Annotated in this window: 24 protein-coding genes and 3 tRNA genes; 11 read left to right on the top strand and 16 right to left on the bottom strand. The window is 41.9% G+C overall.

What is annotated here, in order from left to right; genetic code table 11:
- Nucleotides 1-34 precede the first annotated feature (34 nt).
- Entirely contained in the window at nt 35-1357 is a 1323-nt protein-coding gene (locus tag C228_RS0109905; RefSeq protein ID WP_018652462.1) for an anaerobic C4-dicarboxylate transporter, read from the top strand.
- A 58-nt stretch (nt 1358-1415) separates the two neighbouring features.
- On the opposite strand, the gene C228_RS0109900 is transcribed toward C228_RS0109905, so the two are convergent.
- Nucleotides 1416-1787: a fluoride efflux transporter FluC gene (locus tag C228_RS0109900; RefSeq protein ID WP_018652461.1), complete on the bottom strand. Its 372-nt coding sequence runs from the start codon at nt 1785-1787 to the stop codon at nt 1416-1418.
- A 2-nt stretch (nt 1788-1789) separates the two neighbouring features.
- Complete coding sequence (locus C228_RS0109895; protein ID WP_018652460.1) at nt 1790-2854, bottom strand: MFS transporter; 1065 nt, start codon at nt 2852-2854, stop codon at nt 1790-1792.
- Nucleotides 2855-2948: 94 nt separating this feature from the next.
- Between C228_RS0109895 and C228_RS0109890 the strand changes: the two genes are divergently transcribed.
- On the top strand, nt 2949-4058 hold the full coding sequence (locus tag C228_RS0109890) for an anhydro-N-acetylmuramic acid kinase (RefSeq protein ID WP_026313277.1): 1110 nt from the start codon (nt 2949-2951) through the stop codon (nt 4056-4058).
- A gap of 53 nt (nt 4059-4111) precedes the next feature.
- On the top strand, nt 4112-5026 hold the full coding sequence (gene murQ / locus C228_RS0109885) for an N-acetylmuramic acid 6-phosphate etherase (RefSeq protein WP_018652458.1): 915 nt from the start codon (nt 4112-4114) through the stop codon (nt 5024-5026).
- A gap of 65 nt (nt 5027-5091) precedes the next feature.
- Here the strand turns inward: murQ and ffh are convergent, their stop codons facing one another.
- From ffh to mutY, 7 genes are all read right to left on the bottom strand, one after another.
- On the bottom strand, nt 5092-6489 hold the full coding sequence (gene ffh, locus C228_RS0109880; RefSeq protein WP_026313276.1) for a signal recognition particle protein: 1398 nt from the start codon (nt 6487-6489) through the stop codon (nt 5092-5094).
- 386 nt (nt 6490-6875) lie between these two features.
- A tRNA-Asn gene (locus C228_RS0109875) sits at nt 6876-6951 on the bottom strand.
- Nucleotides 6952-6969: 18 nt separating this feature from the next.
- Nucleotides 6970-7045, bottom strand: a tRNA-Phe gene (locus C228_RS0109870).
- Nucleotides 7046-7184: 139 nt separating this feature from the next.
- Nucleotides 7185-7260: transfer RNA gene (locus tag C228_RS0109865), tRNA-Asn, on the bottom strand.
- A gap of 205 nt (nt 7261-7465) precedes the next feature.
- Nucleotides 7466-8557 carry a membrane-bound lytic murein transglycosylase MltC gene (gene mltC, locus C228_RS0109860; protein WP_018652456.1) on the bottom strand — a complete coding sequence of 364 codons (1092 nt, stop codon included), beginning with the start codon at nt 8555-8557 and terminating at the stop codon, nt 7466-7468.
- Between the two features lie 17 nt (nt 8558-8574).
- Nucleotides 8575-8850 (bottom strand): oxidative damage protection protein, encoded by a 276-nt coding sequence (locus C228_RS0109855; RefSeq protein WP_018652455.1) that lies wholly within the window; start codon nt 8848-8850, stop codon nt 8575-8577.
- A gap of 2 nt (nt 8851-8852) precedes the next feature.
- Nucleotides 8853-9998: an A/G-specific adenine glycosylase gene (mutY, locus tag C228_RS0109850; RefSeq protein ID WP_018652454.1), complete on the bottom strand. Its 1146-nt coding sequence runs from the start codon at nt 9996-9998 to the stop codon at nt 8853-8855.
- 99 nt (nt 9999-10097) lie between these two features.
- Between mutY and gloA2 the strand changes: the two genes are divergently transcribed.
- The 5 genes from gloA2 (at nt 10098) to C228_RS0109820 (ending at nt 14348) form a co-directional block, all read left to right on the top strand.
- Nucleotides 10098-10490, top strand: a complete 393-nt coding sequence (gene gloA2, locus C228_RS0109845; protein ID WP_018652453.1) for an SMU1112c/YaeR family gloxylase I-like metalloprotein — start codon at nt 10098-10100, stop codon at nt 10488-10490.
- A gap of 306 nt (nt 10491-10796) precedes the next feature.
- Entirely contained in the window at nt 10797-11510 is a 714-nt protein-coding gene (sfsA, locus tag C228_RS0109840; RefSeq protein WP_018652452.1) for a DNA/RNA nuclease SfsA, read from the top strand.
- Between the two features lie 79 nt (nt 11511-11589).
- Nucleotides 11590-12111 carry an ATP-dependent protease subunit HslV gene (hslV, locus tag C228_RS0109835; RefSeq protein WP_018652451.1) on the top strand — a complete coding sequence of 174 codons (522 nt, stop codon included), beginning with the start codon at nt 11590-11592 and terminating at the stop codon, nt 12109-12111.
- 139 nt (nt 12112-12250) lie between these two features.
- Nucleotides 12251-13573, top strand: a complete 1323-nt coding sequence (hslU, locus tag C228_RS0109830) for an ATP-dependent protease ATPase subunit HslU (protein ID WP_018652450.1) — start codon at nt 12251-12253, stop codon at nt 13571-13573.
- Nucleotides 13574-13931: 358 nt separating this feature from the next.
- On the top strand, nt 13932-14348 hold the full coding sequence (locus C228_RS0109820; RefSeq protein ID WP_018652448.1) for a DUF417 family protein: 417 nt from the start codon (nt 13932-13934) through the stop codon (nt 14346-14348).
- Nucleotides 14349-14431: 83 nt separating this feature from the next.
- Here C228_RS0109820 and mscL read toward each other — a convergent pair whose 3' ends face one another.
- From mscL to C228_RS0109800, 4 genes are all read right to left on the bottom strand, one after another.
- Entirely contained in the window at nt 14432-14821 is a 390-nt protein-coding gene (mscL, locus tag C228_RS0109815) for a large-conductance mechanosensitive channel protein MscL (protein ID WP_015674322.1), read from the bottom strand.
- A gap of 108 nt (nt 14822-14929) precedes the next feature.
- A complete protein-coding gene (gene hemG / locus C228_RS0109810; protein WP_018652447.1) occupies nt 14930-15457 on the bottom strand; it encodes a menaquinone-dependent protoporphyrinogen IX dehydrogenase in 528 nt (175 codons plus the stop codon).
- Between the two features lie 21 nt (nt 15458-15478).
- The gene (locus C228_RS0109805) at nt 15479-16957 is read right to left on the bottom strand and encodes a TrkH family potassium uptake protein (protein ID WP_026313275.1); all 1479 of its coding nucleotides are present in this window, start codon (nt 16955-16957) and stop codon (nt 15479-15481) included.
- 71 nt (nt 16958-17028) lie between these two features.
- A complete protein-coding gene (locus tag C228_RS0109800; RefSeq protein ID WP_018652445.1) occupies nt 17029-17637 on the bottom strand; it encodes a YigZ family protein in 609 nt (202 codons plus the stop codon).
- A 161-nt stretch (nt 17638-17798) separates the two neighbouring features.
- On the opposite strand from C228_RS0109800, the gene C228_RS0109795 reads away from it, so the two are divergent.
- The 3 genes from C228_RS0109795 (at nt 17799) to modF (ending at nt 21478) form a co-directional block, all read left to right on the top strand.
- Nucleotides 17799-18749, top strand: coding sequence for a TAXI family TRAP transporter solute-binding subunit (locus C228_RS0109795; RefSeq protein ID WP_018652444.1), 951 nt, complete (start codon nt 17799-17801; stop codon nt 18747-18749).
- Between the two features lie 210 nt (nt 18750-18959).
- On the top strand, nt 18960-19910 hold the full coding sequence (gene fmt, locus C228_RS0109790; RefSeq protein ID WP_018652443.1) for a methionyl-tRNA formyltransferase: 951 nt from the start codon (nt 18960-18962) through the stop codon (nt 19908-19910).
- 95 nt (nt 19911-20005) lie between these two features.
- Nucleotides 20006-21478 carry a molybdate ABC transporter ATP-binding protein ModF gene (gene modF / locus C228_RS0109785; RefSeq protein WP_018652442.1) on the top strand — a complete coding sequence of 491 codons (1473 nt, stop codon included), beginning with the start codon at nt 20006-20008 and terminating at the stop codon, nt 21476-21478.
- A gap of 185 nt (nt 21479-21663) precedes the next feature.
- Here the strand turns inward: modF and C228_RS0109780 are convergent, their stop codons facing one another.
- The 3 genes from C228_RS0109780 to C228_RS0109770 are packed head-to-tail and all read right to left on the bottom strand — an operon-like array spanning nt 21664 to nt 24247.
- Nucleotides 21664-22314, bottom strand: a complete 651-nt coding sequence (locus tag C228_RS0109780; RefSeq protein WP_018652441.1) for an ABC transporter ATP-binding protein — start codon at nt 22312-22314, stop codon at nt 21664-21666.
- Nucleotides 22311-23108 (bottom strand): ABC transporter permease, encoded by a 798-nt coding sequence (locus C228_RS0109775; RefSeq protein ID WP_018652440.1) that lies wholly within the window; start codon nt 23106-23108, stop codon nt 22311-22313. Before C228_RS0109775 ends, C228_RS0109780 begins: the two co-directional genes overlap by 4 nt.
- Entirely contained in the window at nt 23108-24247 is a 1140-nt protein-coding gene (locus tag C228_RS0109770) for a capsule polysaccharide transporter (protein WP_018652439.1), read from the bottom strand. Before C228_RS0109770 ends, C228_RS0109775 begins: the two co-directional genes overlap by 1 nt.
- Nucleotides 24248-24295 lie beyond the last annotated feature (48 nt).

Genomic DNA, 24295 nt, shown 5'->3' with positions numbered 1-24295 from the left:
TTTTTTTACTGAATTACAATGGAGTAATCAAATTATGTCTGCAATGTTTCTTTTGCAATTTGCCATAGTTTTACTATGTATTTTGATTGGTGCCCGTGTCGGTGGTATCGGTTTAGGGGTATTTGGCGGATTAGGCTTAGCGATCCTTTCTTTCGTGTTTGGTTTAAAACCAGCAGGCTTACCGATTGACGTAATGTTTATGATCATGGCGGTAGTTGCAGCTGCAGCGGCAATGCAAGCGGCTGGCGGTTTAGACTATATGATCAAACTGGCAACAAACATTTTACGTCGTAATCCAAAATATATTACTTTTATCGCACCGCTTGTGACTTGGACATTCACCGTGTTAGCGGGTACAGGTCACGTAGCGTATTCAGTATTACCTGTTATCGCTGAAGTTAGCCGCCATAACGGTATTCGTCCGGAGCGCCCTCTCTCAATGGCAGTAATCGCTTCACAATTTGCGATCGTAGCAAGCCCGATTGCGGCGGCAGTCGTTGCAGTAGTGGCATTTTTAGAGCCGCAAGGCATTACTTTAGGTGATGTATTAATGGTAACCGTGCCGGCAACTTTACTTGGTTTAATGCTTGCTTGTGTATTTGTGAATAAAATGGGTAAAGAGTTAAAAGACGACCCTCACTACCAAAAATTATTACAAGATCCTGATTATGTAAAAGAAAATCACACTTCTGTCGATCCTGCCAATATCCAAATCAAATCAACGGCGAAAACTTCTGTAGGTTTATTCTTATTCGGTGCATTATTAGTTGTATTAATGGGTGCAGTACCGTCACTTCGCCCTGTGTTTGACGGCAAACCGATGGGTATGGCGCATACGATTGAAATCGTAATGCTTTCTGTCGGTGCATTAATTATCTTATTCTGCAAACCGGACGGCGATGAAATCACTAAAGGTTCGATTTTCCATGCCGGTATGCGTGCGGTAATTGCGATTTTCGGTATCGCATGGTTAGGTGATACCTTAATGCAAGGCCATATGACTGAAGTGAAAGGCATGGTACAAGGCTTAGTAGAAACCGCACCGTGGGCATTTGCTTTCGCATTATTTGTTTTATCGGTATTAGTAAACAGCCAAGGCGCAACCGTAGCAACACTCTTCCCGCTTGCGATTGCAATTGGCATTCCTGCGCCGGTATTAATCGGGGTATTCGTTGCGGTAAACGGTTATTTCTTTATTCCGAACTACGGTCCGATTATCGCCTCAATTGACTTTGATACAACCGGTACAACAAGAATTGGTAAATACATCTTTAACCACAGCTTTATGTTACCGGGCTTATTAAGTATGATTTTTAGTATTGGCTTCGGTCTTTTATTAGCAAATATTTTACTTTAATTAGCTAACGAAAAATGCCCTCCAACTTTAAGTCGTGAGGGCATTTTTTGCAGAAAATTTAGTAATTTTGACCGCTTGTCAACGTACGTACTAAAAAAATTCCCATCATCGTACACAAGATTCCACCAACTAAATGCAAACCGATAATACCGAAGGCTTGGTAATATTTCTCCGTCAGTAGCTTTTCACTTACTTCTAACGAAAAACTTGAGAAGGTGGTGAAACTGCCTAGAAAACCAGTGATAAACAACAACTTCTGCCCATCATTCAAATATAATCCGATAGCGATTCCAATTAAGAAGCAGCCGAGTAAATTTGCTAACAATGTACCAAAAGCGAATTGGTTTAGAAAACCGTTAAACCACACGCCTAATTGCCAGCGAGAAATTGCGCCTAATACCGCACCGAGAGCAACCCAAAGAATAGTCATAACTACACCAAAAACAAATGAGGAATTAAATTCATCACCACTACCGTCGCAATCGAAAGCAGCAGACGTGACGCACCGAAAATAAAGCCTCGATTGGTACCGTTATCAAATTTCACTAACAAATTCGCCATTGCCGTCAGCGCATACACCTCAATCACAGTAAAAATCACTAAATAGACATAAGCGCTAAACAGCGAAATGTAATGCAAGGTAATAAACCACGGCACAATGATACCAATCGCTAACAGCGGTGCGACCCAAACAATTTGCTTCGCAGTGAGATTAATTTTGCGCGAGAAATAACTTTGTAGCGATACCGTCATCAAACCGTTCACAAATAATGCGATCGGGCTATGTTCCGGTGCAGCTAATTTGTTATCAAATAAAAACGGAAAAATCACAAAAAACGAAGTGGCAATTGATAGCGGAATAAACAACATCAAATGCACAAATAAAAATTCTTTGGTGATAATTTCTCGAATTTGCCCGAAGCGGAATTTCACCAAACTTTGTAACGTTTGAATCTGATAAAACGGCTTGATCATTAGCACAAATAGCACCGTCTCCATCGCAAAACAAACCCAAATTAATAACTCGATTTGCTCAAATTTAATAAACGGAATCACCAATAACGGCGCAAACATTGAAGACATACTGGTCACTTTCAGATACTTGCCCTGCAAACGGGTTTTTTCGCTATATTCATCGCCCGCCAAAGCCAGTAAACACGCCTTTGCATTAGTACCGAACAAACAGCTCCCCAGCCCGAAGCAAGTAGTGGCTAGCAATAATAGTCCGTAATTATCCGCTGAGAGGAAGAAAATATAAGCCAACACGTCCAGCAAACAGCCTAGTAACATCATTTTAGCCAAGCCGTAACGGTCGCCCCAGATGCCGGCTAAAATCGCCAACGCTTGATTACAAAAGAATAATAAAGACAACGAAAAAGCGATTTCGCTATTGCTTAAGCCTTTTTTCTGTAAATAGATAAAAAACACGGTTTGCATTGAGAAAAATGCAAGCGTGGAGAAAAAACGTCGAATCAATAAAAGTTTTTGAAGGTTCATAAAGAGATAAATTTGTAAAAATCAGCCGAGATCTTACCGCTTTTATGCAGGATATTCGATATAATTCAACAAATTTTCATTTTATCTCACTTTTATGACTAAAAACCTCTACCTCGGCGTGATGTCCGGCACCAGTCTTGACGGTGTTGATTTATGTGTAATGGATTTTGCAAAAAATCCGCCAAAATTGACCGCTTGCGGCTTTACACCTATGCCGGAAGATTTACGCACCGATTTATCGCAATTACTCAAAAGCGGCGAAACTTCGTTACAAACATTAGGTGAAATCGATCACCGTTTAGGCTTACTGTATGCCGAAAGTATCAATCGCTTTTTAACCGAACATCAATTAAGCGCCAGTGATATTCAAGCGATCGGTTGTCATGGACAAACCGTATGGCACTCTCCAAACGGCAAATTCCCGTTTACGATACAAATCGGCGATATGAATTTGGTTGCTGCTCACACTGGCATTACCACTATTGCAGATTTTCGCCGTAAAGATATGGCAGTCGGCGGACAAGGCGCGCCACTGGTTCCCGCTTTTCACGAAGGGATTTTTGCCTCACCGGAACGCTTAACCGTGGTACTAAATATCGGTGGTATTTCCAATATTTCGGTACTTGCGCCACAGCAACCGACCATCGGCTATGATGTCAGTGTCGGAAATGCGCTGATGGATTCGTGGATAGAGCTGCACCAAGCTAAACGCTATGACAAAAATGCCGAATGGGCAAAAACCGGAACACTGATTCCAGAACTACTCGACAGTTTACTTGATGAGCCTTTTTTCAAATTACCTGCCCCGAAAAGCACCGGACGAGAATTATTTAATCTCGAATGGCTTGCAAAAAAATCGGTAAATTTAACCGCTTATCGTCCTGAAGACGTACAACGGACACTGGTAGAATTTACCACACAAAGTGTCGTAAACGAGTTAAAAACTTTAGAAAGTGAAAAGCAATGCTTGTTACTTGCATGTGGTGGTGGCGCACGTAACCCATTGTTAATGCAGCGTTTTAGTGAATTACTACCGAAATGGACGGTCACAACCACTAGCGAATATGGATTGGATATTGATTATGTCGAAGCAGCTGCTTTTGCCTGGCTAGCTTATCAACGTGTACATAATTTAGCAAGTAATCTACCAAGCGTAACCGGTGCAAAAGAACCGGTGAGTTTAGGGGTAATTTATCCTAAGTAATCATTTCCTCACTTGTATAAAACACCGAAAGTAAAAGGTGGTTGGAGATAAATATGTCAGAAAAAAATTTATTAGCGGCGTTGTCAAAAATGCTTACCGAACAACGTAATCCTAACTCAATGAATATCGATCAACTCTCTGCACTTGAGCTAGTGAAAGTGATCAATCAAGAGGATAAACAAGTCCCACTCGCGGTAGAAAAATGTTTAGCGCAAATTGCTCAAGCAGTCGAAAAAATCGTACAAGCGTTCCAAAATGGGGGGCGTTTAGTCTATATTGGTGCCGGCACCAGCGGACGATTAGGCATATTAGACGCTTCGGAATGTCCACCAACTTATGGCGTTCCGCCAGAAATGGTGGTCGGCATTATTGCCGGAGGCGAACGGGCGTTACGTCACCCAATTGAAGGAGCGGAAGATAATACTGAACGAGGCAAAGCCGATTTACAAGCGATCAATTTTTCACAAAAAGATGTATTGGTCGGAATTGCAGCAAGCGGACGCACACCTTATGTTATCGGTGCGTTAGAATACGCTAAATCTTTAGGTGCAACTACCGTTTCGATTGCCAGCAACCCGAATTCAGCAATGGCGCAAATTGCAGAGATTGCGATTGATACGATTGTGGGGCCAGAGGTACTGACCGGCTCAAGCCGCATGAAATCCGGCACGGCACAAAAGCTGGTGTTGAATATGCTGACCACCGCATCAATGGTGATGATCGGCAAATGCTATTCCAATTTAATGGTTGATGTGCAGGCAAGCAACGAAAAACTCAAAGCCCGTGCGATTAAAATCGTGATGGAAGCCACCGAATGTGATCGAACAGTTGCCGAAAATGCACTAAAAATTGCCGAAAACAACGCAAAATTAGCGATTATGATGATATTGAGTGATTCGGATAAAACTACTGCCGAACAATTACTTTCTGTGCATCACGGAAAGCTGCGTCAAGCACTCGCCAAATAAGGCATAAAAAAGCGGTCGGATTTTGCAAATTTTCTACAAAATCCGACCGCTTGATCGTCAGCTAATTAGCGTTTACCGCCAAACATTCCGCCTAAGCCACCGAGGCCGCCTAAACCGCCTCCGCCCATTAAGCCTTTCATGCCGCGCATCATTTTCGCCATACCGCCTTTACGCATTTTCTTCATCATACGCAGCATTTCATCAAACTGCTTGAGCAATTTGTTTACGTCCTGTACCTGTGTACCCGAACCTAACGCAATACGACGACGACGAGAACCTTTAATAATATCCGGATTCGCACGCTCTTTCAGCGTCATAGAATTAATGATCGCTTCCATTTTAACGAACATTTTATCATCTACCTGATTTTTTACATGATCAGGTAAATTCTTTGCACCGGGCAGTTTATCCAGCATCGACATCATACCGCCCATTTTTTTCATCTCGATGAGCTGTTCACGGAAATCTTCAAGGGTGAAATCATCACCTTTCTTGAACTTCTGTGCCATTTTCTCGGCTTTTTCTTGGTCAACCGAGCGCTGTAAATCTTCAATTAACGATAGCACATCGCCCATACCCAGAATACGTGAAGCAACACGATCCGGATGGAACGGTTCTAACGCATCGGTTTTCTCACCCACACCGAGGAATTTAATCGGCTTGCCGGTGATTTGACGAATAGATAACGCCGCACCTCCACGTGCATCACCGTCCACTTTGGTTAAAATCACCCCGGTAAGCGGTAAGGCTTCGTTGAAAGCTTTTGCCGTATTCGCCGCATCTTGACCGGTCATCGCATCCACGGTGAAAAGTGTTTCAATCGGATTTAATACGCTGTGGATTTGCTGGATTTCTTCCATCATCTCACCGTCAACGTGTAAACGACCTGCGGTATCTACAATTAAAACATCAAAGAAATTAAGTTTGGCGTGTTTTAAGGCAAGTTCCGAGATTTCAACCGGTTTTTGGCTTGTCTCTGTCGGGAAGAAATCAACCTTTAACGCTTCCGCTAAGGTTTGAAGCTGTTTAATCGCCGCTGGACGATAAACGTCGGCAGAAACCACTAATACTTTCTTCTTGTGGCGCTCTTTAAGGAATTTTGCTAATTTACCGACCGAGGTAGTTTTACCCGCACCTTGTAAACCCGCCATTAAAATTACTGCCGGCGGTTGGGTTGCAAGATTTAACTCCTCATTCGCCTCACCCATCGCTTTCTCAAGCTCGCTTTGTACGATCTTAAGAAACTCCTGACCCGGCGTTAAACTTTTATTTACCTCTTCACCAATCGCACGCTCTTTCACTTTATTAATAAATTCACGCACAACCGGCAACGCAACGTCGGCTTCTAATAACGCCATACGCACTTCACGCAACGTATCTTTAATATTATCTTCCGTTAAACGACCTTTACCGGTAATGTTACGCAAGGTTTTCGATAGTCTGTCAGATAGGTTCTCAAACATAATTTTCTCTTTGCAAAATTTTTCTAAAATCCGACCGCTTCTTTTTAAACCCAAAGGGCTCATAAGCGGAAAATTACTTTCATTATACAAAAAATCCACCTTTATGACAGGATAAAAGGTGGATTTTCAGGTATAAAAAAATGCGACATCACTCGTATTAAAAGTGATGTCGCAAAATTGACGATATTCGAGGAATCATTTTTATTGTTTCGCTAATAATACTCTGTCTCACACAATTTTGCGAAGGGAAATTTCAAGTTTTTTTCAAAAATTGGAGAGAGATCACAAAATTTCAGCAATAGCACTTAGCATATAGAAAATATGCTTTTCAGCGTCTAGAAAAAGCGAAACCCTAATAGTTATTTAACTATCAGGGCTCCTGAATATGGCTCCTCCTGCGGGACTCGAACCTGCGACATATGGATTAACAGTCCACCGTTCTACCGACTGAACTAAGGAGGAATTGAATTTTGCAATTAATGGTGCCTCGAGGCGGAATCGAACCACCGACACGGGGATTTTCAATCCCCTGCTCTACCGACTGAGCTATCGAGGCATCTCATTGATTGCGAGAGTTTATTATGCAATTATTTTAACTCAGCGTCAAGCTCTCCAAGATAACTTTTTGAAAAGCTAGCAAAAGCAAATTGCTAATGAAGTGAAGCCCTAATGAAAATCATCAGGGCTTCGAAATATGGCTCCTCCTGCGGGACTCGAACCTGCGACATATGGATTAACAGTCCACCGTTCTACCGACTGAACTAAGGAGGAATAGATGGTGCCTCGAGGCGGAATCGAACCACCGACACGGGGATTTTCAATCCCCTGCTCTACCGACTGTTTTGTGGCGGCTGGGTTTTTTTGCGGGGTGCGTTATGCTGATTTCACCCTGCTTCGTCAAACACTTTTTTTAAAAATTTAAAAAACTCGGTTTAAACGTGCTTTTTTTGTACTTTTTGCTTTAAAAAACAACAAATTATCGAACGTGTAAATACTTTTCTCGAGCTTTCGTTACTTTCTTCAAATAATTTCGTGCTTGGCTTGATGGATGTGCCGTTGTCAAAATACGATAAACCGCATCTGGAGATAAATCATTGATACGATCAATCGCATCATATTTATCATACTCAAATACTTTAAGTACCGCACCTGCACCACTGTTATAAGCGGAAATCATCGCATAACGTTTTGCCACCGGATTAGTGATACCGTCTAAATATTCGTCTCGTAAAATGGTCAAATATAAAGTCCCCGCATCAATATTCTGCGCCGGATTATACAAGTAAGCACGATCCGGCTGACCGCCAAATCCTTTACGCGCAAAAATATCACGTCCGGCAGTACGAGGCACAACCTGCATCAACCCAATCGCATTTGCATAACTTACCGCATACGGGTTGAATGCCGATTCAACTTCCATAATACCTAGAATCAAGCTTGGCTCGATGCCGTAACGCTTCGCTATTTTACGTACCAATGGTAAATATTGACGCGCACGTACTTCAATATGTCCCGCCACCATTTTAATCGCCACGTAAGTTACTGTTCTACCGTTTTGAAGACGGCGAGTTTGTAATTTATTTTGAATTAAATAAGTCGCAAAATCATTAGCGATCGCAATATTATTAATATCACGCCCAAATTGATCGTTCACCTGACCGGCAAGGAACGGATTATTACTAATCGGCGCATCGCCCGAAGCAAATAAGTCAATCCCCTTCGGGTCTGATCCCATTAATAAGGTGTGTACAATACTGTTACGTAAGTGGTTTTGGTCACCTAAGGTTTCAATCGTAATCTGGCCATCTTCAAATGAAATATGGCTACGAGTATAGAACTGGTCCGTATATTTTACGTAGTCTTTTTTACTCGCGACTAACAGTTCGTTACTTCCCCAAATATCATCGATATTATGCGAAAACTGTCCGGTTAAAATATCTAAACCGTTAGTGTCTTTAGTGTAATCAACTTTCGTCTTCGTTCTTTTCACTTTTTTAGTACTGCTGCCACAAGCGGCTAAGAACGGGATTACCAACAATAACGGTAAATACTTAGTATATTTTTTCATTAAAAATCAATACCTTATCACATCTGTTCGACAGGAACATAACCATCAATCTGAACCTCTTTGCCTTCAAACAAGAAATTTACCATTTCCGTTTCCAGCAATTTACGGTGTTCTGGGTTCATCATACTTAACTTTTTCTCATTCACGAGCATAGTTTGTTTTTTAATCCATTCCGACCACGCTTGTTTACTAATAGAATCAAAAATACGCTTACCCAATTCGCCTGGATATAATTGAAAATCTAAGCCTTCAGCTTCTTGTTTTAAATACTCACAAAATACAATACGAGCCATTTTTATTCCTTATTAGTGCTAGTTAGCGTTAAACTGAGTTCATCCAAAATACGTTTTACGGGCGTCGCCAAACCTACTTCGCTCGGTAATTGTAAATCATACCAATAATTAGCGGTTGAAGATACTGAAAGGCGATAATTTCCGCAATTTTCTTGTAAGACAAGCGGTTGATTTTTAGCATTTTTTTGCAAATCCAGATCTACCAAAATCGGGGTAATATCTAAATGAAAATGGCTGAATGTGTGGCGAAATGCGATTAATTGCTGGGAAATTTGCAAATTCTGTTCAGAAAGAGACCGGTTAAGCTCATCCATATCTTCAAATTGCGGAAATCCGTATAATCCGCCCCAAAGCCCTTTGGCTTTACGCTGTTCCAATAAAATCTTGTTGCCCGATTTGATAATTAAAAAATAAGCCTGACGTTCAGGCAAAGCTTTTTTCGGTTTTTTCGCCGGAAATTTATCCCATGCTTCAAGCCGATTCGCTTCGCATAAATTCGCTAACGGACATAACGAACATTTCGGTTTGCTGCGGGTACATACCATTGCACCGAGATCCATCATCGCCTGATTAAAATCGGCAACTTGACGATTCGGCGTAACACTTTCAGTTAATTGCCACAATTTATTTTCTACGCTTTTTTCACCACTCCAGCCTTCCACCGCAAACACACGAGAAAGCACCCGTTTTACATTACCGTCTAAAATCGGATGCGGCGCATTTAACACAGACGATAAAATCGCACCAGCCGTACTGCGTCCAACACCTGAAAGCGCCAAAACATTATCAAAATCGGTCGGAAATTCACCACCGAATTGATCTCGAATTTGTTGTGCCGCTTTATGCAAATTTCTGGCACGCGCGTAATAACCTAAACCGGTCCACAAATGCAAAACTTCATCAATATGCGCATCAGCTAAGTCCGTTACCGTGGGAAAACGTTCAATAAAACGTTCAAAATACGGAATAACTGTTACAACCTGCGTTTGTTGTAACATCACCTCCGACAACCAAACACCATATAAGGTTTTATTTTGTTGCCAAGGTAAATGTTTACGCCCATACTGTGCAAACCAAGTTAACACTGCTTTGGCAAACGGGTGATCCGGGTCAGATTCTGCTAAAGGGAACTGCAATTTTGTTTTCACTTGAAGCCTTTTAATATCAAAATAATATCAAGCCGTGCATCATAACCTAAGCGGTCATATTTAACAGTTTTTTTGCAAAACTTTTACAAGAGGAAATTTATGTCAAAGCCCATCCTCGGCTTTCATCACGTGGCAATTATTGCCGCTGATTATGCCAAATCCAAACACTTTTATACGCAAATTCTCGGAGCGGAAATTATTGAAGAAACTTATCGTGCGGCACGTGAAAGCTATAAACTCGATCTTCGTTTTGCCGACGGCTCGCAAATTGAATTATTTAGTTTTCCGAATCCTCCACAACGCCCAAATAGCCCTGAAGCCTGCGGTTTACGTCATTTAGCATTTCGAGTAAAAGACATACAACAAGCGGTCAAGTTTTTAGCAAAAAATGCAGTGGAATGTGAACCGATTCGGATCGATGAACTGACCGGTAAGCGCTTCACTTTCTTTAAAGATCCGGACGGTTTACCGTTAGAATTTTATGAAATTTAAGAGTTGAAAATTTAAGCAACTCGACTTATAGTAAGAACACGGCAAGCAAATGCCCGCCGTGTAGTTGGTGCTTAAGTTATTATAAAGCTGGTGGGCTAACAAGTAATAACACTAAGCAGATAATTAATATCCAATGGATGTTCATATCTCATTCTCCTTTATCAGATTGTTAAACAAAGCTGATCGAGATTAAGTTATTACCTGACCCGCCAGTCAGGTAATAACAACCTGACCAACCGTTAATCAGTTTGACACAAAAACCGCTTTGCAAAAAGCGGTTTTTTTCTTTATAAATCAAAGACTATTATGCAATTTCCTTCTCTTTCTTGCGGCAAATTAATCAAACGTTATAAACGTTTTTTAGCCGATATTCTGCTGCCCAACGGCGAGCAAATTACCCTACATTGTCCGAATACCGGCGCAATGACCGGTTGTGCCACTACAGGCAATACCGTTTGGTTTTCCACCTCTGATAATCCGAAACGCAAATATGCCCACACTTGGGAACTGACTCAAACCCAAGCGGGCGATTTTATTTGTGTGAATACCCAACGTGCTAATCAGCTGGTGCAAGAAGCATTAGAAAAGCGTTGGATCACCGAACTCGCCGAGTATCAAACTATATTACCCGAACAAAAATACGGGGCGGAAAACAGCCGGATTGATTTTCTGCTAAAAGCGAACAATCAGCCCGACTGTTTTGTAGAAGTGAAATCCACCACCTTACTTACCGAAAATGGCTTTGGAATGTTCCCTGATGCGAAAACGGAGCGAGGACAAAAGCACTTGCGAGAACTGGCTGCTATTGCTGAATCAGGACAACTGGCGGTCATATTTTTCGCAATTTTACACACCGGTATCCAACGTTTTGCCGTAGCAAAACAGATTGATCCGCAATATGCCGCATTATTTGAACAAGCAAAAAATGCTGGGGCAAAAGTGTTAGCGTATAAAGCTCAAATCGAATTAGTACACGGCAAGCCAATAGCAATGAATTTGCAATTTTCTTGTGAAATCTGACCGCTTATCCTTGAAAAAGGCAAATTTTCCCCCATTTAACACCCCAGTTTTCCCTAAAATAAAAGGACAAGGATTTAATATGACAACGATCGTATGTGTTCGTAAAGATGGCAAAGTCGCTATCGGTGGTGACGGACAAGCAACGCTAGGTAATTGTGTAGAAAAAGGTACGGTGCGCAAAGTGCGCCGTATGTATAAAGATAAAGTGGTAACCGGTTTTGCGGGTTCAACTGCCGATGCGTTTATCTTACGTGATTTATTCGAGAAAAAATTAGAATTACACCAAGGTCACTTAATCAAATCTGCGGTGGAACTGGCAAAAGAATGGCGGACCGAACGTTCACTGCGTAAATTAGAAGCAATGATGATTGTGGCGAACGACAGTGAATTTTTACTGGTTTCAGGCTCGGGCGATGTGATTGAGCCGGAACAAGACGTGTTAGCAATCGGTTCAGGTGGTAACTACGCAAAAGCTGCCGCACTTGCGTTACTTCGCACACAAAATAATTTATCTGCAAAAGAAATCGTGGCGGAAGCATTAAAAATCGCTGGTGATATTGATATTTACTCAAATCATAATCACGTAATTGAAGAAGTTTAAGGAAAGATCGCCTTTGGGTAGGGACGCCATGCTTGGCGTCCTATCAAACATAGAACGTGATGTAATGGACGCCAAGCATGGCGTCCCTACAAAATAACAAACGGGCAAAATAAAAGCCCATAAATACGGAACAAAAAATATGTCAATGACCCCTCGTGAAATTGTGTCGGAATTAGATGCACATATTATCGGACAGAACGAAGCAAAACGTGCGGTGGCAATCGCACTACGTAACCGTTGGAGAAGAATGCAATTACCGGAAGATCTCCGCCAGGAAGTTACCCCTAAAAACATTCTGATGATCGGTCCGACCGGTGTGGGTAAAACCGAAATCGCACGCCGTTTGGCAAAATTAGCTAACGCACCTTTTATTAAAGTGGAAGCGACTAAATTCACTGAAGTAGGTTATGTTGGTAAAGAAGTCGATTCGATTATCAAAGATCTAACCGATGTTGCAGTGAAATTAGTCAAATCACAAGCGGTCGAGAAAAACCGTATGCGTGCGCAAGATGCGGCGGAAGATCGTATTCTAGATGTGTTATTACCGCCGGCAAAAGATCAATGGGGTAACGTACAAGAAAGCGATAACAGCTCAACCCGCCAAGTGTTCCGCAAAAAATTGCGTGAAGGTCAGCTTGATGACAAAGAAATCGAAATCGATGTAGCGGCACAAGTGAGCGTAGAAATTATGACTCCGCCGGGTATGGAAGAAATGACTTCGCAGCTTCAATCGTTATTTGAAGGTATGTCGCCGAACAAAACCAAAAAACGCAAAATGAAAATCAAAGATGCGTTAAAAGTAATGGTAGACGAAGAAGCAGCAAAACTGGTGAATCCGGAAGAGCTAAAACAACAAGCGATTGAAGCAGTTGAACAGCACGGTATCGTATTTATTGATGAGATCGACAAAATCTGTAAAAAAGGCGAACATTCAGGCGGCGACGTTTCTCGTGAAGGTGTACAACGTGATTTACTGCCGATTATCGAAGGTTCTACGGTCAACACCAAACACGGTATGGTAAAAACCGACCATATTTTATTTATCTGTTCAGGAGCATTCCAAGTGGCTCGCCCGTCAGATTTATTACCGGAATTACAAGGACGTTTACCGATTCGTGTTGAATTAAAATCACTCACGAAAGAAGATTTCGAACGTATCCTTACCGAACCTAACGCTTCATTAACGCTACAATATCGTGAGTTAATGAAAACCGAAGGTGTGGAAATCGAGTTTACTAAAGACGGTATCAGCAAAATCGCCGAATCGGCATTCCGTGTAAACGAAAAAACCGAAAACATCGGTGCTCGTCGCTTACACACCGTATTAGAACGCCTTATGGATGGCATCTCATTCGACGCAAGCGAACGCTCAGGCGAGAAAATCGTAATTGATGAGAAATACGTACAAGATGCGTTAAATGACGTAGTAGAGAATGAAGATTTAAGTCGTTTTATTCTTTAATTAACGGATAACAAGCGGTCAAAATTTGCAAATTTTTTGCGGATTTTGACCGCTTTCATATATATCTAGCGACACACCTACAATGGCGCTTGCCTATACGAGTACCTTCGTAAATAATCACCCTCACCCCTTGTGGGAGAGGGATAGATTTTTCTTCGTACAGAAGAAAAATCAGGGAGAGGGGAAATCGTTTGTTGTCCACGCTCAGCAAGCCATACATGGTTACGATCAGCCTACTGCTGAGTGAGCTACCCTGTGGTTCCAAATCGCTCTATGATGACACTTGCAAATTTCCGTGTAAGAGCCTAGCTATTCTTGCGTCCCTTATAAGTATCATAATTATTTATAAGGAGACATTATGCAAAACCTACTTCGTCGTTTTCAAAAATCTGAGATTGATATTCTGATTTTACGTTTATCACTTTTTATTGTATTTGCGACTTTCGGGGTATTTAAATGGTTTGATTTTGAGGTGGAGGCACTCAAGCCGTTGATTTCGAATAGCTGGCTAAGTTTTTTATATGATTGGTTTGGTTTCTATGGAACAAGCTATGTGCTGGGGACAATTGAAGGAATTACTTACCTAAGCTTATTTGCGGGAATTTTCTCACCGAGAGCAGGCATTATCGGCGCATTAGGTTTATTAGGTACTGGTGTCGTGACGCTCAGTCTGTTATTCCAGCTCGGCTTTAGTAGCTTTATTTTCAAAGACTTCTTACTAATCAGTGGGGCAATTGTGTTATTAAAACACGAGTTAAACCGTATCAATCCGTAAACATAAAAAATAGCGAGTAATCTACTCGCTATTTTTTATTCCTTAGATAAGATGAGCTTACGCTCCCTCTTTTTTTATCCGAATTATTTTTTCAATAAATCACGGATTTCTGTTAATAATTTTTCTTCTGCTGATGGTTCAGCCGGCGCAGCTTCTGCTGGTTTTTTAAGTTTGTTGATCACTTTAACCATACCGAATACTGCGATTGCAATAATTAAGAAATCAAATACGTTTTGGATGAATGCACCGTATTTTAACATTACCGCTTCAGCACCTTCTTTTGCTGGTGCGATTTCAACTGCAAGATCTTTAAAATCCACGCCGCCGATTAACCAGCCGATAGGTGGCATTACTACATCGCTTACTAATGAAGATACGATTTTACCGAATGCACCACCGATGATCACACCGACAGCCATATCAACTACGTTACCTTTTACAGCGAATTCACGAAACTCTTTTAAGATACTCATTTGCTTTTCCTTTGAAAAATAAAACACTCTATGCCCACCATTAGGTGGTGGCGGGCGATTATAAAGCAAACGTTAAAATCCGATTAATATATTTAACTAAATTTACACTCACCGGAATTTGTTTAACATTTGTCCAAATTGGGCAACTTGTTGCCAATTTGTATATTCATATTCTCGACTTGCATCCGTTTCGCCTTTGGTCAATTTCATAATTAACTGAATACAAAGGCGATCAAATAACGTGTAGCGAGGATACAATAGTGCGCCGGCAATTACTTCTACCTTAGTCGGTTTCCACTTAATTCTAGCGAGAAACTTACGGGTATAAACGTTAGTTTCCGGCGTCTTTCGATTCTCTTTACGTGCGGTCAGATTCACACTAAAAAATGCAGACGTTTTTTGATTCAGCATCTGATGATACTGCTCGATAAACTTATACACCGTTTGATCAAAATGCCCGTATCGAATCGAAGCGCCAATCACAATTTGATCGGCACTTGCAAGTTTTTCGGCAAAATCGACCGCTTGTTGCTTCAGTGAAACTAATTCCACTTCGTGTGCAATTTCAGCGGCAATCGCTTGTGCGATGCGCTGAGTTTGCCCGTCCGTCGTAAAATAGAGAATTAGGGTTTTCATTTATTCATTCCGTTTTTATGATTAATCTTTCCAAAATACCGGGCTTAGAATAACCAATAAGGTAAATACTTCTAAACGTCCGCACACCATCGCAATGGTCAGTACCCATTTGGCGCCGTCCGGTATTTGGGTAAAATTACTACTTACGCTGCCTAGTGCCGGCCCCAGATTATTTAATGAGGCAATCACCGCATTAAACGCATCAAAGGTTTCCATGCCAAAGGCGATACTGCCAAGCCAGCACACAATAAATACAAAGACATAGGCGGAGAAAAACGCCCAAATCCCCTCTTCAATACGATCCGAGAAAATATGCGTACCTAACTTAATCGGTTTAACCGAATTTGGATGTACGAAGCGGTGAATTTCTCGATTGGCTTGCAAATACAGTAACATCACACGAATCACTTTCAAGCCGCCACCGGTTGAGCCGGCACAACCACCGATAAATGACGCCATCACCAATAAGATCGGTAAAAATGACGGCCATTGGCTGAAATCATTGGTGGTAAAACCGGCTGTGGTTGAAATCGAGACCGATTGGAATAACGCTTGCTGGAAAGTTATCTGCGAATCTTCAAAATAGTTATAACCGCTCAAAATTGCCAAGCAAATTAGGAATAAACTAAGCTGAATAAAAGCAAACGAACGGAACTCATAATCCTTCCAATATAAGCGCTTAACCAGATTACCGGAACGTTTACTATTTTTATCTTTAAGGCGATCGATTAAGGCAAAATGTAACCCGAAGTTACAAGACGAAATCAATAAAAACACCACAGTGATCAGATTAATTGCACCACTGTTAAAATAGCCCATACTTGCATCATGCGTTGAAAAACCGCCGATGGAAATCGTGGCAAAACTATGGCAAATCGCATCAAACCATGTCATCCCCGCCATTTTAAACGCAAAGGTACATAAGACGGTTAAGGTGAAATAAATCTGCCAAAGTAACTTGGAAATTTCCGCAATCCGAGGGCGCATTTTTTGGTCTTTTAACGGACCTGGCATTTCGGCTCGGTATAATTTACCTAAACCAATCAGCGGAATAATCGCAATCGCTAATACGATGATCCCCATACCGCCCAACCATTGCAGGAATTGGCGGTAGAATAAAATCGCTTTCGGTAGACTGTCCAAACCGGTGATTACCGTTGCACCGGTGGTGGTAAGCCCCGAAAACGATTCGAAAATCGATTCACTGATATTTAAATTCGGGTGCTCTAAAATAATAAAAGGCACAGCCCCTAATGAGCCCAGTACCACCCAGAACAAGACCACGATTAAAAAACCTTCCCGTGAGCGGAGTTCTTCCTTTCGATCTCGGCAAAACCACCATAAAAGTGCGCCGACCGAAAATGTGAGTAGGAACGATTGTAAAAATTCTCGACCGCCACCATCACCATAAATCAGTGCGACAAACGCCGGTAAAAGCATCGTAACCGAAAAGCTCATTACCAAAATTCCGACAATGCGGATAATAGTTAAAAACTGCACAAAGTCCTCAAAGTGTTTCTATAAGCGGTTAAATAAGGCGGGATTTTAGCAAAAAAGCGCCCATACATAAATTAATCCGGTTTGTTAAGCTGCAACTTGCCGGAAAAACGCTGCGTCAATTGTTCACTTAGCAGCGCAATATCCGCCGGATTAATCGCTAAATTCAGCTCAATTACCTCGGTAAAATGCTGCTCAAGCAGCTCAATATCGTAGCTATTCAGCAAATGCTGCACTGTATTGAATTGATCGTATTCACATACCAACTGGTAATTTTGGCGCAGCACTTTGCGCTGCTTTTCCACTTGCAATAACGCCTGTTGCACACCGCCACCGTATGCTTTAACCAAACCGCCGGTACCTAATTGAATGCCGCCGTAATAGCGCACTACGACCGCAGTAATTTCTCCCAGTCCCGAACCTAACAGGTAATTGAGCATCGGCTTACCGGCAGTGCCGGAAGGTTCACCGTCATCCGAAAAACCGTATTGTTGCGAATCATTCGGCATTCCCGCCACCGTTGCCCAACACCAATGGCGAGCTTGAGGATGAAGCATTTTCATTTCCGCCCAAAACGCTTTCGCCTGTTCCATACCTTCCGTATGACGTAAGTATGTGATAAATCGGCTCTTTTTGATTTCTTCCTCAAAAATTACCGGCTGTTGAGGGATAAAGTATTCCATATGTCATCATGCTCAAATAAAAGATTAGATCATACCCTAATTGCAAGAAATTGGCGATTTTTGACCGCTTGCGGTTAAAAAATGGAGAAAAAAGTTGCATATATTGTACAAAAAAGGATATCTTCAACCGGCAAACACCATTCTATTTTGAGGAAATTTCCATGAAAATCCCACCAAAACTCTCACTCTTAGCCACAATGCTACTTGCAGGCTTCGCACAGGCGGAACAAACCCAAATTAAATTAGGCACAGGCAGTGACACCGGACTTTATTTCGTCACCGGTAATGTGATTTGCCAATTTGTAAATCGCAGCGAAAATCACACCGCTTGTAAAGCATTTGCCAGCGATGCTTCGGTTGATAATCTGAATAAAATCGCTAACGGTCAGTTAGAAATGGGCATTGTGCAGTCGGATTGGCAATATCATTCTTATCACGGCACCAGTTCATTTGAAGGCAAACAGAACGACAAACTACGTGCCATTTTCTCGATTTATCCCGAACCGTTTACCTTAGTAGTACGCAACGATTCCGCTATTCAATCGGTCGATGATTTGCAAGGTAAAAAAGTGAATGTCGGCGTAGATGGCTCCGGTACGCAAGCAACAATGAATGTATTACTAAAAACTAAAGGCTGGACGGAAGCGAATTTTAAAGAAGCGTTAAAACTCACGCCAGCTGAAATGGGTAGCGCATTATGCGATAAAGATGTCGATGCGATTAGCTATAATGTCGGTCACCCGAATGCAGCGTTAAAAGAAACCGCGAATAGTTGCGATATTCGCTTGATTCCGGTTACCGATGAAGTGGTTAGTAAATTGGTGGCGGAGCAAAGTTATTATGCGAAAGCAACCATTCCGGCAAAAGTTTATAAAGGTGTTGAACAAGCGGTCGATTCTTTCGGGGTTTATGCAACTTTAGTCACGTCAAGCGATGTAAGTGAGGAACAGGTTTACCGAGTAGTGAAAGCGGTATTTGAAAATTTCGCCCGTTTTAAAAAATCGCATCCGGCATTTGCTCATTTATCCGAAACGGAAATGGTCAAAAATGCGCTATCCGCTCCGCTCCATTCCGGTGCTGTGAAATATTATAAAGAACGCGGTTGGTTATAATTACCCCTTCTGCAGCTTTTCAAATATCCCCCTAATAGCGCTCGGCTCTGACGCGTGCCTGTATTTTTAATTATCAGCACCCGTCGGGAGACGGGCGCTATCTTCCGTGCAATCTGCGCATTCCGTGGTTAAAAATATTTAGCACAAAACACAGCTGCCGCATTTCTTCTGTTACAATTCCGTTATCCATTCACTTATCAACGAAAAATTATGTCAAAACTTAATATTATTTTTGCCGGCACACCTGATTTTGCCGCACAACACTTACAAGCGTTATTAGATTCAGAACATAATGTGATTGCGGTTTATACCCAACCGGACAAACCTGCCGGCAGAGGTAAAAAACTGCAAGCCAGCCCGGTAAAACAATTAGCCGAACAACATAACATTCCGGTATATCAACCAAAATCCTTACGTAAAGAAGAAGCGCAAGCGGAATTAAAAGCACTGAATGCCGATGTGATGGTCGTAGTAGCTTACGGTTTAATCTTACCGGAAGCGGTACTGAATGCGCCGAAATACGGTTGTTTAAATGTGCATGGTTCGCTGTTACCACGCTGGCGTGGTGCGGCACCGATTCAACGCTCGATTTGGGCAGGCGATCAGGAAACCGGCGTGACCATTATGCAAATGGATATCGGCTTAGATACCGGCGATATGTTACACAAAGTTACTACACCGATTGCTGCAGACGAAACCTCCGCTTCGTTATATGCCAAATTAGCCGAACTTGCGCCGCCGGCGTTATTAGCGGTGTTAAACGGTTTAGAAAGCCAAACATTTCAAGCGGAAAAACAAGATGAAGCGCTTTCCAACTATGCGGAAAAACTCTCAAAAGAAGAAGCAAAATTAGACTGGAATTTGACCGCTTGTCAGCTAGAACGCAATATTCGTGCGTTTAACCCGTGGCCGATTAGCTTCCTCACGTTAGAGGTGGGCGGCGTGGAACAAAGCGTGAAAGTGTATCAAGCGAATGTGTTACCGCATCAAACCAAAGCTGCCGGTACGGTATTACAAGTGGATAAAAACGGTATTCAAATTGCAACACAAGACGGTGTATTAAATATCACTCAATTACAACCTTCTGGCAAAAAACCGATGTCCGTGCAAGACTTCCTTAACGGGCGTGCCGATTGGTTTGCAGTAGGCAAACAACTCTAAAAATATAAAAACTCTCTGATACGGAAAATATAACGCGCACACTTAGCATAATTATTCCATTAGCGTTGTGTTTTCCGTCATAACAGGAACACAATATGCCAAACATCAACATCCATAACGCCTTATTTTTCCTTTCGCAGCAACGTAAACTGTCGATTGAATCACTAGAGATTAACACTCACGATTTTTGGGTAATTGTCGGCGGTAATGGCTCGGGCAAAACCGCCTTCGCCCAAGCGTTACACAATTCACTTTCGTTATATTCGGGTGAATATCAAAACAGCTTCCAACATATCGCTTTACTCTCTTTCGAGCAGCAACAAAAAATCATTGAGCAAATATTTAAACACCGTAATAACGATATGGTTTCACCGGATGATTTCGGATTGACTGCCCGTCAAATCATCTTAAACGGTAGCGAAAAAACGCAATTATGCGAAGAATATGCAGCGAAGTTACGTATCCAGCCGTTATTAGATCGCCCGTTTATTCAGCTCTCGACCGGTGAAAGCCGCAAAGTATTATTTTGCCAAATGTTAGTTAGCGAACCGGATCTACTGATTTTAGATGAGCCTTTTGAAGGGTTAGACCAAGCCTCGGTCGCTTATTGGCAAGGCGTTATGGCACAGCTCGGTAAGCAAATGGCGGTGGTACTGATTTCCAACCGTTTTAATGATATTCCCGACTGTGCCACGCATATTGCTTTGTTAGATAATCTGCAACTAATTTTACAAGGCGAACGCCAAGCGATTGAACAACAAGCGGTCTATTCTCCGCTAAAATTTGCAGAACAGAATGTGAATGCGCCTTTACCGGACAGTGCTGCACCGCTGATTCAGCTCCCGCCGAATACCAATCCGTTCGAACTGAAAAACGTGATGATTCATTACGGTGAAAAAACCATTATTGATGATCTAACTTGGACGGTTGCCCCAAAACAACATTGGTGGATTAAAGGCCAGAACGGTGCCGGCAAATCGACCTTGCTTTCGATTATTACCGGTGACCATCCGCAAGCCTATGCTAATTACGTACATTTATTCGGACGTCAGCGTGGCTCCGGTGAAACAATTTGGGACATAAAGAAAAATATCGGCTATGTGAGCAGCCAATTACATATGGATTATCGGGTGAATTGTTCGGCGTTAGACGTGATTTTATCCGGCTTTTTTGACTCAATCGGCGTTTATCAACCAGTACCAAGTGCCTTACAGCTAAAAGCAATGGAATGGCTGGAACATTTGCATTTAGCCAATCTGGCGAAAAAACCGTTCCGTTCACTTTCGTGGGGGCAACAACGGTTATTATTGATTACTCGTGCCATGGTAAAACACCCGCCGATTCTGATTTTAGACGAACCGCTGCAAGGCCTAGACGGCGTAAACCGCAAATTGGTTAAACAGTTTATCGAACAGCTTGTGACTAATAGTCAAACCCAGTTGCTATTTGTTTCGCACCAAGATGCAGACGCCCCAAATTGCATCACGCATTTATTTGAATTTGTCCCGCAAGATAACGGCGGTTACTGCTACGTAAAGACGGCTTTAAATAAAACAGGAAACGCCTGAAATTCAACCACGGAAAACACGAATTGCACGGAAGATAAGCACCTGTCACCTGACGAGTGCTGATAATTGATTGATATATGGGAAAAATAAAGGCACTCGTCAAAGACGAGCGCCATCGTAGAGAGTTTAAAGCTACAAGCGGTCAAATTTGCAAAAAATTTTACATTTTTAACCGCTTGTCTTTCTTACTGGGTGGCATTATAGAACTTATAAGCCTCCTCCATATTTTCGAATTTATGCATAATGCCCTTATCAAGCACCATCGCATTATCGCAATATTCCTTCATTGCAGACGGGCTATGCGATACTAAAATAATCGAACGATCTTTGCGTTTCTCGAATAATTCGTGCTTACATTTTGCCGCAAAGCGAGAGTCACCTACCGCAATTACCTCATCAATTAAGTAACAATCAAACTCAACTGAAAGCGACAAGGCAAACGCAAGTCGGGCTTTCATACCGGAAGAATATTTCTTCACCGGCTCATATAAATAATCGCCAAGCTCAGAAAATTCCTCGGTAAATGCTTTCACATAATCGAAATCAGCATTATAAATCCGGCAAATAAAACGCAGGTTATCCATACCAGTTAAACTGCCTTGAAACGCCCCGCTAAACGCAAGCGGCCAAGAAATCGACATATGGCGTTCAATCGTACCGGTTGTCGGCGGCTCAACGCCGCTCATTAAACGAATTAAGGTTGACTTACCTGCACCGTTACGTCCCAGAATACCAATTTTTTCGCCTTTATGTAGATCAAAATTAATATCCTGTAACACCGTTTTCCAACCGCTATTAGTATGATAGCGCTTGCTCACATTTTTTACACTAATCATTGCGGTTCAATTCCTTTACTGAAGTTTCGCACCAGAATCAGCCCTAATAACAGCATTGCTAAATCGCATACCACTAAAAAACCGATATTTTCATACGTTGGGACTAAATCGCCAAAATAACCATGACGAAACATTTCAGTGCCGCTAATCATCGGCACCCATTGCGCAATTTCACGAATTTGTGAAGGCAATGAATGTACGAAGAAAAATGCACCTGAAAGCGGTAATAACACGAAACTCAGCGTATTCCAAATTTTACCGAATACTTCGATCTTCTGTGCTAACGAACAAATAACCAGCCCTAACCCAAAGGCAAAAAATGCCATTAAAGTCCAAGCCAGCACCATGTAAAACACATCTTTCGGCGTATCAATCCAACCGATAAAAACTAACACCGCCGTAATAAGAATTTGAGCAACTGTCGCACCGGCAACTTCCAATAACATACGAGCAAAAATCGTATCTAATACGCGCACGTTACGGTGATATAACAGACTTAAGTTAGCGGAAATCGAACCAATCGCACGATTTGAGACATTTCGCCACATCATCGCCATCGGATAGCCGGTAATCGTAAACGCAACAATATTTAACGTAGAAACTTTATCCGCACGGAAAAACTTCCACATTAACACAATTAAAAACGTTAAGAGCAACGGCTCAACAAACAACCATAAAAAACCTAAATTCTTACGCCCATAGCGGGTAATAATCTCCCGCATCAACAGCGCATAAATCACACGCCCCTGAATGGCTAATGATTGTCGAAACGTTGTTTGGTCACCATACTGCATTAGTTTTTATGCTCTCTCACGCTCGTGATTAATAAACCGAAAATTCCATATAACATTAAACCGATAATAAAAGTGGCAATAATGTTATATAAACGACTTGGCGCCAACGCCCAGTCCGGTTTACTTGGTTGACTGATAACTTCTAAATAAAGTTGCTGACGGTCGGCTTCGCCTCGGGTGTTGTGTAATGATGCCATTGCTGCGGTAAGTTGCTGCTGCGCTAATTCATTGGCTAACACTAAACGTTGATAATCCGCCGATTGATTCGCAACCGAGCTTCCTGTATTACCCGAAAGCTGTTTTGACTGTTCATCAATTTCTTTACGTAAACTTTTTTGGCGCATCAGTAATGCATCAACTTGTGGGTTATCCGGTGTAATTGACTGCAATTGCGCTAATTGCGTTTCCACACGAATTAGTTCACTTTTCAGGCTCGAAATTAAAGAAAGCTGTACGCCCGATTGTGCCGGCAAATCAAAAATTTTATTTTTGATACGATATTTACTTAACGCTTCAGCGGTCTCATTGACATTTTTTTCTGCTTCTTGCACCGCTTGAGCAGCAAACTCAAGGGTATCTTTACGACCTCGAGCATTTAAACGGTTAATCAAGTCTTCACCCAGTCTTAACAATTTATCATTTAACTGCTGTCCCTCACTCGCTTCAAACGCTTGTACACGTAAAGTCGCAATCCCTGATACGGAATCCACATCAATGCTTAAACGATCTTTAAAATAGCGGAAAAACGCTTCCTGCGTATCATTTAAACCGAAACCGTTAAAACGGCTCAGAATATCGCCTTTTGTTGCATAAAAATCACGAACCGGTAATTCGGTTTGTAATTGTTCTAATGCAGTACGGGAACGCATATATTCTTGCACCGAATAAGTATCGTCTTGCGAACGAGTAAAACCTGTCCCTTGTAACAACGCCCCCACGCCTGAAAGCGACGACTGATTACGTGGCGAACGCACCACAAAACTTGATTCAGATACATAAATATCCGAAGCAAACAGTCCAAAATAAATGGCTGAAAATAATGTTGGAAAAATCACCGTTAACCAAAGTAATGGATTTAACTTTCTTAATAAGCTTTTTTTCTTAGGTTTATTCGGTTTTTCTGCGGTAATCGCTACCATTATCCTTTCCTCTAAATAGATTTATCTTTTAGGGTCTATCGACCTTCA

This window comes from Actinobacillus capsulatus DSM 19761 (genome assembly GCF_000374285.1).
GTDB classification, from domain to species: Bacteria; Pseudomonadota; Gammaproteobacteria; order Enterobacterales; family Pasteurellaceae; genus Actinobacillus; species Actinobacillus capsulatus.
Note: the sequence above shows the minus strand (reverse complement) of the source record. Positions and strands in the feature narration are given on the sequence as shown.

Excerpts from the sequence above, each read along its gene's own strand:
- modF (WP_018652442.1), top strand. The coding sequence starts at position 20,006 with ATGCCAAACATCAACATCCATAACGCCTTATTTTTCCTTTCGCAGCAA.
- C228_RS0109900 (WP_018652461.1), bottom strand. The coding sequence starts at position 1,787 with ATGACTATTCTTTGGGTTGCTCTCGGTGCGGTATTAGGCGCAATTTCT.
- C228_RS0109905 (WP_018652462.1), top strand. The coding sequence starts at position 35 with ATGTCTGCAATGTTTCTTTTGCAATTTGCCATAGTTTTACTATGTATT.
- murQ (WP_018652458.1), top strand. The coding sequence starts at position 4,112 with ATGTCAGAAAAAAATTTATTAGCGGCGTTGTCAAAAATGCTTACCGAA.
- gloA2 (WP_018652453.1), top strand. The coding sequence starts at position 10,098 with ATGTCAAAGCCCATCCTCGGCTTTCATCACGTGGCAATTATTGCCGCT.
- C228_RS0109800 (WP_018652445.1), bottom strand. The coding sequence starts at position 17,637 with ATGGAATACTTTATCCCTCAACAGCCGGTAATTTTTGAGGAAGAAATC.
- C228_RS0109775 (WP_018652440.1), bottom strand. The coding sequence starts at position 23,108 with ATGCAGTATGGTGACCAAACAACGTTTCGACAATCATTAGCCATTCAG.
- hslU (WP_018652450.1), top strand. The coding sequence starts at position 12,251 with ATGTCAATGACCCCTCGTGAAATTGTGTCGGAATTAGATGCACATATT.
- fmt (WP_018652443.1), top strand. The coding sequence starts at position 18,960 with ATGTCAAAACTTAATATTATTTTTGCCGGCACACCTGATTTTGCCGCA.
- C228_RS0109820 (WP_018652448.1), top strand. The coding sequence starts at position 13,932 with ATGCAAAACCTACTTCGTCGTTTTCAAAAATCTGAGATTGATATTCTG.
- hslV (WP_018652451.1), top strand. The coding sequence starts at position 11,590 with ATGACAACGATCGTATGTGTTCGTAAAGATGGCAAAGTCGCTATCGGT.
- C228_RS0109795 (WP_018652444.1), top strand. The coding sequence starts at position 17,799 with ATGAAAATCCCACCAAAACTCTCACTCTTAGCCACAATGCTACTTGCA.
- hemG (WP_018652447.1), bottom strand. The coding sequence starts at position 15,457 with ATGAAAACCCTAATTCTCTATTTTACGACGGACGGGCAAACTCAGCGC.
- C228_RS0109770 (WP_018652439.1), bottom strand. The coding sequence starts at position 24,247 with ATGGTAGCGATTACCGCAGAAAAACCGAATAAACCTAAGAAAAAAAGC.
- C228_RS0109895 (WP_018652460.1), bottom strand. The coding sequence starts at position 2,854 with ATGAACCTTCAAAAACTTTTATTGATTCGACGTTTTTTCTCCACGCTT.
- ffh (WP_026313276.1), bottom strand. The coding sequence starts at position 6,489 with ATGTTTGAGAACCTATCTGACAGACTATCGAAAACCTTGCGTAACATT.
- C228_RS0109855 (WP_018652455.1), bottom strand. The coding sequence starts at position 8,850 with ATGGCTCGTATTGTATTTTGTGAGTATTTAAAACAAGAAGCTGAAGGC.
- C228_RS0109780 (WP_018652441.1), bottom strand. The coding sequence starts at position 22,314 with ATGATTAGTGTAAAAAATGTGAGCAAGCGCTATCATACTAATAGCGGT.
- mltC (WP_018652456.1), bottom strand. The coding sequence starts at position 8,557 with ATGAAAAAATATACTAAGTATTTACCGTTATTGTTGGTAATCCCGTTC.
- mscL (WP_015674322.1), bottom strand. The coding sequence starts at position 14,821 with ATGAGTATCTTAAAAGAGTTTCGTGAATTCGCTGTAAAAGGTAACGTA.
- C228_RS0109890 (WP_026313277.1), top strand. The coding sequence starts at position 2,949 with ATGACTAAAAACCTCTACCTCGGCGTGATGTCCGGCACCAGTCTTGAC.
- sfsA (WP_018652452.1), top strand. The coding sequence starts at position 10,797 with ATGCAATTTCCTTCTCTTTCTTGCGGCAAATTAATCAAACGTTATAAA.